This is a genomic window from Mesorhizobium sp. M2A.F.Ca.ET.067.02.1.1, from assembly GCF_004023285.1.
In the GTDB taxonomy this organism is placed as follows: Bacteria; Pseudomonadota; Alphaproteobacteria; order Rhizobiales; family Rhizobiaceae; genus Mesorhizobium.
Window position 1 is genome coordinate 1 of sequence record NZ_RZSB01000201.1, and the last position, 8,624, is coordinate 8,624.

Below are 8,624 nucleotides of genomic sequence, written 5' to 3' on the forward strand. Positions count from 1 at the left end.
GCGATCCAGCGGCTGATGTCGGATTCATGCCATCCTGCACCGTGGAAACTAATCTGGATCTGGCGTGGGAACGTGCCTTCGGCGATCTTGCGGTAGATGGTGGACCGGGACAGACCGGTCCGGGAAAGGACGGTTTTCAGGCGAATGATACGGTCTGGTTCGGGCATGGTCGTGCTGCCTCCTGCTGGCTGTTTCTGGCTGCTCCTGATCCAGAAAGGAGAGACAGTTACGGCGCGCAAGAGGGCTTTGCGCATCGTCGTAGCCCGACGTAGAGACGGCGGCAAATAGGACGGGTCTAAAGTCCAATGCCGCGGCCTCGGCTAAGGCGTGATTGAGGGCGAGTTCCAGGCCGAAACGAAGGCCTGACACTGAAGAAACCCTGCCAGGAGACAGTCCATGTGCGCCCAGAGTCCAGTTTGCCTGGGGTTCTTGGAAGCTTTTCGAACTTTCTGTGCCTCGCCTCAACCCGAATTGCGGGTGCTTGTGCGGGAGGCATCGAGTGTAACAACTGCTTTTCGACTTACCACAGTCATTGGAGCGCTTTTCCACCCGGAAAGTGACGAAGCTCCGCCATGTAATGGGTCCTCGCGGTCAGCTTCTCCTTTTCAGCCGCATACGAAACGGCCAGGTACGCGCGAAAGCAGGCTTGACGTTGGCTGGTCAAGATAGCGCCGACAGCACACTGAGGAGCGACCCTCATTTCGATCCAGCGTCTATGCCTCACCCCCAGTTGTTTCGCGATGCCAGGACGGCGATGCTCGTGCACCGGGTCCTTCGGCAGCGGTCACGAGGTCGAAGAAGCGCTCGATGAGCTTGCAGCAGCCACGCGTCGGCCGATGAGAGATTTCACAAGGCTGGACGCAGGAGAAACGCTCGGGCTTTAGTCCTCCGGCACGCTCGCCATACTTCAAAGGTGGAAGACGCTTCGCCGTATGGCGATCTCGCTCGCGCAACCGATCTGAGCGACGATAGCCGCCAGTACCGCGTTTCGAGTAGCTGTTTTGCGTTTTGAAGCTTTGACCATTGGCGAGAGGCGTGCCGAGCTTCACCAGCTCGTGCGTCTCCGCCTCCGGATTATGAGGCGGCTCGATGAGGCGAGCGCTCGGCAGATATGGTTCTGAAGGCAGCGGCCGAGGTGATCGAAGCTGTGTCGGTCGAGCCTGACCGGCCGATCAGGATGCCAAGGGCCGACTGGACGCTTGGTCTCTGAGAGCATCAGCCAGTCAGTCATTCGGCCCCCAGGAAATCGGCGCCACCATTCCCTTTCCAGCACGGCTGCCAGCAAGTCACCGGCCGGTGTCCGCGGCGTGCTCGGCGACGAATGCAGTTTCGGGCATCCGCTGGGCGGCCTGGGCGAAGCAGCAAGAGCCGTTTCGATCCAGGTGGCGGCTGTGGTCCTCGTCGATCATGGCCGTGGCCTGCTTCACATGCAGGCGCAGGACGGTGCTCGCCGTCGCCGCGCTGGCGGTCGGTTCGGCCAGCCCAGCCCTGCCTTCATGGGAATCTGCTAAAATCATCTATTGCCACAAGTGCTGCGCTGCCGGCCGCGACGATCGGAACCTGCAGTTCACAAACCAAGCCGTGACGCCAGAGCAGCGAAAACGTTGGACGTCTTGTCCGACGGCCAGCAAGCGCGGGCCTAGCCGGCGGAGGCTCGGAAACAGTACATGGCGCCGGCTTATATAAATATTCGCCTCTGCCGAGAGGATCGGCACGCATTCGTTGGTAGTAGGCCGAAATCGCTGGGCCGCCAGCGAGGCGCACTCGCCGATAAGGCGGCCCGGCGGTTCCGTTGGGTAGCGTTGATGGATGACCGCCGGGCCTAACCGGCGCTGGGTGTCGAGTGGCGCACGCGGCGCCGGCCGAGCGAAACAATACGCCCCGGCCGAAGTAGTACGCACGTACCCATAAAGACGAACCTGGGAGTAGCCCAACTTCGCGGTCTTTCAGCTGTCCGATCCCGGGACCGAATTGCTGGCATCAATCTTGCGTCAGCCGAATTACTGGCACGGCAAGGGATCTTATTAACATGCGATTGTCTGCTCAGCCTGGGCGAAAGCCAGGATCACCGAAATGCATATACTCGGCGCCGCTGCAGATCGAGCATGTGCAGATCGACGAGAACGGCGATGTGACCGTCTCGATTATTGCTGACGACATCTACTCGAAGAATTCCACACAGCGCTATCAGACCACGCTGATCGAAGCCGAAATCAGCCTTCTCTCCCGCGGCGCCAAACGGCGCTTCGAGTATGACGCTTGCCGATAAGCCGCGACTTATGCAAGATTCCAGGCGACGGGCGTGACCGAGATCGAGGTCGAAGCCGTCGGCATGCCAAACGATTGGCAATACCGGCGCTTGGGCAGCATGCGAGGCGAAAGCGGCGTACCGCGGTCCTGGCCGCCGGCTGCGGCATGACGGTTCGCCAGTTCGCCAAGCTGCCCCTGGATAGGCAGCAGGCCGTGCACAAGGCTATCTGACGCTGATGACGGCATCGTCCCCAGGCGGTTCGTGGTGCCGCAGTGCCGGACCGCACCTTTGAGCTCGCGCTCGGATCAGGCGGTCGGGATCGCCGGGCTTCTGACAGTCGCGCACAGGCAAAGCACGCCAGATCGATACCGAAGATTGGTCTCAGTCCGGCAACGTTATCACCTGGCGCCAGGCGATATTCGCAAAAGCTCGCCTAAGCGGAGCGGCAGGTAAGGTGACACATGCAACTCGGCACAGCTGTCTTTCCATCGTTGGAGATATTGGGCGACTGGAATGCCGCTCCGACCAGGCCAGCGATTGAGTGCGCCAACAGCCTCGACGGATTGTGGAACCCGCTCGTATTCCGCTAGAACGGTCAAGGACATCGCTTGTGCGAATGGATTGAGTCCTGGAATTTCGATCTCATTGCGGTGGCCGGCAAACCATGCAGCAGGATCGCCGAGGCCCTGCGAGTCCGCGAGGGCCTCATAGCCTTTGATGATGTTCCGGCGGTATTCGGCAATGGCATCGCCGAAGCCGTTATCGCCAGCGAACGGCGGGTCTTGTTTCCAGCTCTTAGCCAGGCGGCTTAGGCCCCGCAGCGAGAAGGCCTCCACCATTGCTTCCTCCAGCCATTGGCATGGCGACGCAGGCTTGGCATCGGCCTGCCAGCTGTTGGCAAAGACATGGCCGAGCTCATGCCCGAACTGATAGGCAAGCTTTGACCAGTCGCGTTCGCCGATATCGACTATCGTCCATGCCAAGCCGCTGCCGTCGGGGTGCAGCCAGATGGCGGGTGGACCGGTTGTATGCTCCTCGACACGCAGTCGCGTTGGCTGGCGATCGGAGAGAAGGCGCACACCGTCAAAACAGGCTTGCCGCATACGTTCGACGACCTGAACGGCTGCTCCTTCCAGCATGCGTCCCCAGTCGCCGGCGAGCTCGATCGGGGCAGTAGCGAGGGTCGGCCGCGGGCCGGCTTGGCTAGACTGGGAGCGCATGGCCGTCTGGACCGTCCTCCAACCACCCGAATGAGCCAACGATGCCGATGCCAGCGCGCCGGCGACCGATCCGATGAGCGAAGTCAGCAAGTCTCGTCGCCGCAACTTTTGGCCCGGGGCTACGATGTTCATCGAATCTGTATTTGTCCCGCTCGGCGGAAAATGGAAGCCCTCCGGCTTGTTCCGCAGTAATTTGAAGGTTTAGGTTGTAGGCCGGCGTGTCGGCTAGGAGGCGTAAGGTGGGCGAGGCGATATTCTCCAAATCCTACGCTGGAGATGCTCTCTCAAACTGGGAGATTGCCCACGAACTGTCAAAGAGCGTGGATAGCGACGCTCTGGTCGTTTGCGACAGCATCCGCTACGACTGGCATCTTTTACGCCTCCACGACCCGGCTTTTCTATATCGGAAGGTTCGTATGAGGTGCGTTGTCAAATTCCTCCCCACGACAACCACCAGTTTCTATATCCATCACTATGGCGGGCAGGACATTGCTGAAATTGCGTCCGACGGCACGATTGTGAACAGGGGCGTCGGCACCGATCTGTCGGCCAATGCACTTGCGAACGGCGCATTTGAGATCGACGCGACCTTCCTGAGCCGTCACGGGTCACTCTCGATAGGCTGTTCCAAAAACGGCCATGGGGTCTATGCCGGAACCGGGCTTGAGCAGTTTGCGCTGCTGAGTGTTCTTGTTGAAACGTTTGACGCCTACGGCGAGCTGTCCCGAACGCCGGCGGATGAACGGATCACCCTCGTCGATGTCGGCGGTCAGGGAGGGCTGCAACTCAAATGGATGCTGCGGGCCGAGGAAATCACGCCTGTGGTCTTTGAGCCCTTGGCCTCAGAGGCCATGGCAATTCGCCAGACGCTCAGCCGGATACCTGGCGCGCAAGTGGTCGAAAAGGCGCTGGCAAATACATCTGGCCCGCAAAAACTGTTCGTCACCGCTGGATCCTTTTGCTCATCGCTGCGAGAGCCGGATTTCGAGATACTGCAGCACTACCCTGTGGGTCGGGTCTTTGAAGTCGTCGGCACACAACAAGTCGAGTGCGTCCGGTATGACGAATTGTTCCGCGCAGGCGTGGTTCCGACGCCGGATGTCATAAAGATAGATGTCCAAGGCTTCGAGTACGAAGTTCTGCTTGGTTTTGGGCATCTATTGGAATGCTGCCTGGCTATCGAGCTGGAAACCCATGTCGTCCCAATCTATCGAGGGCAGAAGCTGCTCGGTGACATAGTCGACGTTCTTGGCGATTTCGGTTTTGCCTTGCGCCAGCTCACGCAAGTAAATCACTTCGATGGCGACGCAGTCGAGTTCGACGCGATTTTTACCAAGAGGCGCGACAGGATTGCTGCGCTCTCGTCGCCGGCCAAGAGAAAATTTGAGGTCATCGGCCAAACCTTGGGGGTTCCACCGTATCGGTGAAGCCGGCGCAAAACTCTCCTTCGACGGCGATGCCAAACCACTCGATATCTAACCGGCGCGCCTATGTCTTCCGCTAGCCTCTCCCTGGCTTCAAGATGCTCAGCACTCGCTTGTAGCGCTCCAGATTGCCCCCGCTTTGTAAATGGATCGCATCCCCTTCCGACGAATAAGGAAGGGAGCCGGTGGGGTAAAAAGGATCTGTCTCGGTCGGTGAATTCCATATGAAAATGGGAATTCGGCGAGAAGCAAAATAGAGAGACAGGACTATATCGTCGCTATGCCGGCAGTCCATGTCGCTCGAAGTGTTGCGGACATACTCCAGGAAGTCGTCGCCAACGCATGCAGGAGGATAGAGGACCGTGCCGAATCCTTCGAACATCGATACCTGCATTTCCCCGTATTTGAACGTGATGCTGCCGTCTGGATTGAAGTTCCCGCCATGCCGCGCCAGAATGCGATATTCAGTATCGCGGTGTGCTTTGCAGAGCAGCGCAAGCTGATTTTTCGGATAGGCAAAGTCGTCGTCTACCGACCATATGTATGTCTCCTTCTCGTTGCCATGGCGCAGCAGGGTCGGAGCGATCTTTGTGACCGGGCCGTAGTCGTCGGTGCGAAATATCTTCACCCGCTCCATTTCGGCGAGCCATGCCGGCAGGATGTACGGCTCATTAGTACGCACACATACGTATGGGACATTCAACTCGACATGCTCGACAGCAACGGTCTGGCCGAGCACGCTCTCAAGCGCCGGACCAATTCGATCAATTCGCGAGGGAATCGTGGTCATCGAGGCGATTATTCGCATAGCCTTTCCTGTCTTTCCGAACGGACCGCTACGCCGCTGTCTTTGATGCCAGCTGCAGTTTCACTTCTTGTCCGTCGCTAGTCGATCGGAAAATTGCTCGTCGTCCACGATCACCAGCGGCGGCATGCAGATGTAGCCCTGCATCGACCCATATGCGGCGCACATCGCGCAGTCGATGCCGGTATCCTCGATGATTACGTCCGTCCCAGGAAATGGGATGAGGCGGTGTCGCAGCGGCAGGCACTTTTCCAGGAGAATGCGCGCGCCTCTTGGCGTGATCGTGTAGGCTTGCAGCCCAAACGAATGCTCTATCCGGATGAGCGATCTGGGGAATTTGTCGGACTGAAACAGCGCTGTTCTGTTGGTGTAGCGACGATCGTAGAACTCCAGCTTGGCTTTCGAAAGACCAAAGTCCAACCAGAGAAAAGACGGATCGATGATATAGCCCCACTGTATCATGTCCCAACCGGTCGGCGCCCGGGACATGATCTCTGCGGATTCCTCGATAAATCGAAACGATGCTCGGACATCGTCCTCAAAGACCGTTATCGTCCTGTTCTCCGATACCGCACGCTTCCACAGATCGATGTGCGACAAAGCGCATCCCAGCGTCCCCGGGGGGTACCGACAATCACCGGTGATAAGGCCTTCCTCCATGAGCGCGGCCCTGTCCAGGGAGGTGCCGTCAACGGCCGATATGCGAGCCGTATTGTGCATCAGATGCCAATTGTGACTTTGATACCGGTTCCAGCGATCGACGCTGCGGTCAAGGTTGATCAGATGGATCTTCAGCGAGTCCGGCAACTCGGGCCTCGCCAAAAACGGAGCAGGCGCCGAGGCCGTTGCGCCAAGCAATTGCGGCACGTCGCCCGCGTCGCGCAAAAGCTCTCTTGCCCGTTCGATCCCGCCGCTGACATGGTATTCGTGATCGCCGAAAGTAATGTAGCCGTAGACCTGCCGGTTATCGATGTACTGGACGATGCCGGCCCTCCTGGCACTGTCGGCGAATACGACATATTCGTAGCGCGATGTGCCGTCGTCATAGGTCAGTTCGGTCAGCACATCGGCACGTACAAGATAGGTGCAGTGCACGAGCGGCATCTCGATAACGCCGCGTACATGGCGGTTGAGCACCCAGCCATATTGGTCGCAGTGTTGATAATATCCGTTCGCATCGACCTCGGCGTGATAGTTCGAATAATATTGGCCTGGCGAGATGGAGCGCAGCAGGGGCGCGACGATCGGCAGGTCCAGCGCAACAAGCTCCCGCAGCGTCGCCGGCCGCACGAAATTGTCGACGTCGACGACGAAATAGAAGTCGCAATTGTGCTCGAGAGTTTTCCGCAGGCTGATGTTGCGGATTCGGCCAAGCACCTTGAAGCGTGTCTCGTTCCATTCGTGCTCGCGAAACTGCTCGACCCGGTCATTGACGTCCGAAGTGTCGAGCTCGACCGCCGCATAAAGGTGGCCGACGCGCTCCAGCCACTCGCGCAGGATCTGCTCGGTCTTGTCGGTGTTGTTGTTGGTGCGGATGTAGAGGACGATCGATTCTCTCGGGTAGTCGAGCGACTCGATGCACGCCAGGTAAAGCGGCAGCGCTGGCTCTTTCTGCTTGGCCAGTATCGCGACCAGGACACGCGGCACGACCTCCAGCCGCGAACGCAACGATCGCTGCGCAATCAGCGCGTGCTGCTCGACCAGGCTTTCCGCGCCAAGTCTTCCTAATACCGGTGGCTCGCGGACCTCGAGCTTCTCGGTCGCGAAACGCGCATTGGCCACCACCCGCTTTAGCATGTCCGGCGGCAATTTGTCGGAGGCAAGCAGCTTCAGGCACGCGTCGAGCGACTCGCGATATGCGCCCGCCCAATACGCGTTGATCGAAAACTCGTCGAGCAGCCCGTAGTCATAGACCCAGGGCTGGACGAAGAGACCGGTCGGCTCCGTGAGGTCCAGGCCGCGACGCGCGAATTCCTGTCCTTGCGCGTTCCGGCCCTGGCTGCGGCAATAGAGGCTTGCCGCGTGCAGCGCCTCTGCGCGTGCCGGCACTGTCTGGGTCGCACGCTCATAGACCGCGACGACCTCTTCGAAGGGCTTGCCGAGCGCGGCCATCAGGTTCCCCGCCTCGAGCAGGCTCACATAGACCTCCTCGTTCCAGAAACCCAGCTCTGCTCGCTTCAGATACTGTTCCAGCGCCTTCTCGCGTTCACCGAAATCGCGATAGCTTTGCGCGAGATAGAAGGTGTAGCGCGATATCAGGAACGGATCGGTCTCGGTTGCGAGCACGTTCTCCAGCACCGCCGCGTCGTCCTGGTATTTTCGTGGGTTTTGGCTGCGCGCTCCCCCACGTCCCGTGGCAATGCGAAATCCCTCGGCGTTCTGCCGTGTGATGGGGCCAGGCGGAGCCTCCAGATATTCGTGCAGCACGCCCTTGAAGGAAAAGGGTAGGCGGTTGCGGCAGATCTGCGGGCGATAGAACGAGATATTTCCATGGGATACTTCGACATCGTAGAGATCGTGTTCCATCCGCGACTTGAACACGGCTGGCTCGAAGTCACGATCCAGGATCAGCGTATCGTCGGCATCGATGATCATTGCATAGTCGACGGTCTGGACTTCGCGCAGCCGCTCGAGAGCGAAGCTGCGATTGTATGCAAATTCCCGCCATGGCTCGTCGATGACGGCTCCCTGGACATTGTTCTGCGCGAGAAAGCCTCGGATGAGGTCTTGCGTGCCATCGGTAGAACCCGTGTCCACGATGAGCACATAATCGACAAGAGGCAGGGCGCTGGCGAGGCATTGCAGGATAACCTTCGCCTCGTTCTTGACGATCATGCACAGACCGATGGTGCTCACGCCGATCCCCCGCCGACGCAACTATAGTTGCACTGCTGTACCATCCAGGACAGCAATCCTTTCAGATG

8 protein-coding genes are annotated in these 8,624 nt (G+C 59.1%); 2 read left to right on the top strand and 6 right to left on the bottom strand.

What is annotated here, in order from left to right; all coding sequences use genetic code 11:
* The 3 genes from EOA28_RS15745 to EOA28_RS15755 all read right to left on the bottom strand — a co-directional run.
* Positions 1–167 (bottom strand): AlpA family phage regulatory protein (locus tag EOA28_RS15745; protein WP_128315034.1); only part of this gene is annotated, 167 nt, incomplete at its 3' end.
* 546 nt (positions 168–713) lie between these two features.
* Entirely contained in the window at positions 714–1,049 is a 336-nt protein-coding gene (locus tag EOA28_RS15750) for a hypothetical protein (RefSeq protein WP_128298011.1), read from the bottom strand.
* A gap of 237 nt (positions 1,050–1,286) precedes the next feature.
* Positions 1,287–1,517 carry a hypothetical protein gene (locus tag EOA28_RS15755; RefSeq protein ID WP_127250224.1) on the bottom strand — a complete coding sequence of 77 codons (231 nt, stop codon included), beginning with the start codon at positions 1,515–1,517 and terminating at the stop codon, positions 1,287–1,289.
* A gap of 590 nt (positions 1,518–2,107) precedes the next feature.
* Here EOA28_RS15755 and EOA28_RS38845 point away from each other — a divergent pair.
* Positions 2,108–2,269 (top strand): hypothetical protein, encoded by a 162-nt coding sequence (locus EOA28_RS38845; RefSeq protein ID WP_189342052.1) that lies wholly within the window; start codon positions 2,108–2,110, stop codon positions 2,267–2,269.
* A 380-nt stretch (positions 2,270–2,649) separates the two neighbouring features.
* Here the strand turns inward: EOA28_RS38845 and EOA28_RS15760 are convergent, their stop codons facing one another.
* The gene (locus EOA28_RS15760) at positions 2,650–3,561 is read right to left on the bottom strand and encodes a hypothetical protein (protein WP_245484151.1); all 912 of its coding nucleotides are present in this window, start codon (positions 3,559–3,561) and stop codon (positions 2,650–2,652) included.
* Between the two features lie 149 nt (positions 3,562–3,710).
* Here EOA28_RS15760 and EOA28_RS15765 point away from each other — a divergent pair, with 149 nt between their 5' ends.
* Entirely contained in the window at positions 3,711–4,898 is a 1,188-nt protein-coding gene (locus EOA28_RS15765) for an FkbM family methyltransferase (RefSeq protein ID WP_128315033.1), read from the top strand.
* Positions 4,899–4,971: 73 nt separating this feature from the next.
* On the opposite strand, the gene EOA28_RS15770 is transcribed toward EOA28_RS15765, so the two are convergent.
* Positions 4,972–5,703: a hypothetical protein gene (locus EOA28_RS15770; protein WP_127250221.1), complete on the bottom strand. Its 732-nt coding sequence runs from the start codon at positions 5,701–5,703 to the stop codon at positions 4,972–4,974.
* Positions 5,704–5,763: 60 nt separating this feature from the next.
* Positions 5,764–8,556, bottom strand: a complete 2,793-nt coding sequence (locus tag EOA28_RS15775; RefSeq protein ID WP_127250220.1) for a glycosyltransferase family 25 protein — start codon at positions 8,554–8,556, stop codon at positions 5,764–5,766.
* Positions 8,557–8,624 lie beyond the last annotated feature (68 nt).

Excerpts from the sequence above, each read along its gene's own strand:
- EOA28_RS15770 (WP_127250221.1), bottom strand. The coding sequence starts at position 5,703 with ATGCGAATAATCGCCTCGATGACCACGATTCCCTCGCGAATTGATCGA.
- EOA28_RS15755 (WP_127250224.1), bottom strand. The coding sequence starts at position 1,517 with ATGATTTTAGCAGATTCCCATGAAGGCAGGGCTGGGCTGGCCGAACCG.